The organism is Rhabdonatronobacter sediminivivens (assembly GCF_013415485.1).
In the GTDB taxonomy this organism is placed as follows: Bacteria; Pseudomonadota; Alphaproteobacteria; order Rhodobacterales; family Rhodobacteraceae; genus Rhabdonatronobacter; species Rhabdonatronobacter sediminivivens.
Genome location: NZ_JACBXS010000152.1, coordinates 1 through 592, shown reverse-complemented (window position 1 = coordinate 592; position 592 = coordinate 1). Strand labels below are relative to the sequence as shown.

Below are 592 nucleotides of genomic sequence, written 5' to 3'. Positions count from 1 at the left end.
ACGGCGAAGCTGATGCACGCCGATCTGGTGAAGCTGGGATATGGCGGTTCCTATGAGCGTGTTGCGGCCTTCGTTCGGGAATGGAAGGGCGAACGGCAGCGTGCGTATCACACGACCGACCGGGGTGTCTTCGTGCCGCTTGTGTTCCAGCCGGGTGAGGCCTTTCAGTTTGATTGGAGCGAAGACTGGGCCTATGTGGGCGGTGAACGCATCAAGCTCCAAGTTGCACATATCAAGCTGTCGCACAGCCGCGCCTTTCTGGTTCGGGCCTATCTTCTGCAAACGCATGAGATGCTGTTCGATGCCCATTGGCATGCGTTCCGTGTCTTCGAAGGCGTGCCGGGCCGCGGGATCTACGACAGCGGGAATTGTCCGCCATTGGTCCGAGGACAATGGACGCGAAGACGGCGGTCGACAAGGTCGGACTTGGCAAGAAGCGCGATGTGAATGCGCGGTTCACGGCGATGACCAGCCATTACGTCTTTGATCCCGAGTTCTGTAACCCGGCAGCGGGCTGGGAGAAGGGACAGGTCGAGAAGAATGTCCGCGACGCGCGCCATCGCATGTGGCAGCTGATGCCGGCCTTTCCGGA

At 60.1% G+C, this 592-nt stretch carries 1 pseudogene; it reads left to right on the top strand.

Annotated elements, in window-relative coordinates:
- Nucleotides 1-592: pseudogene (gene istA / locus HUK65_RS18590) on the top strand (IS21 family transposase); the annotation flags it as partial.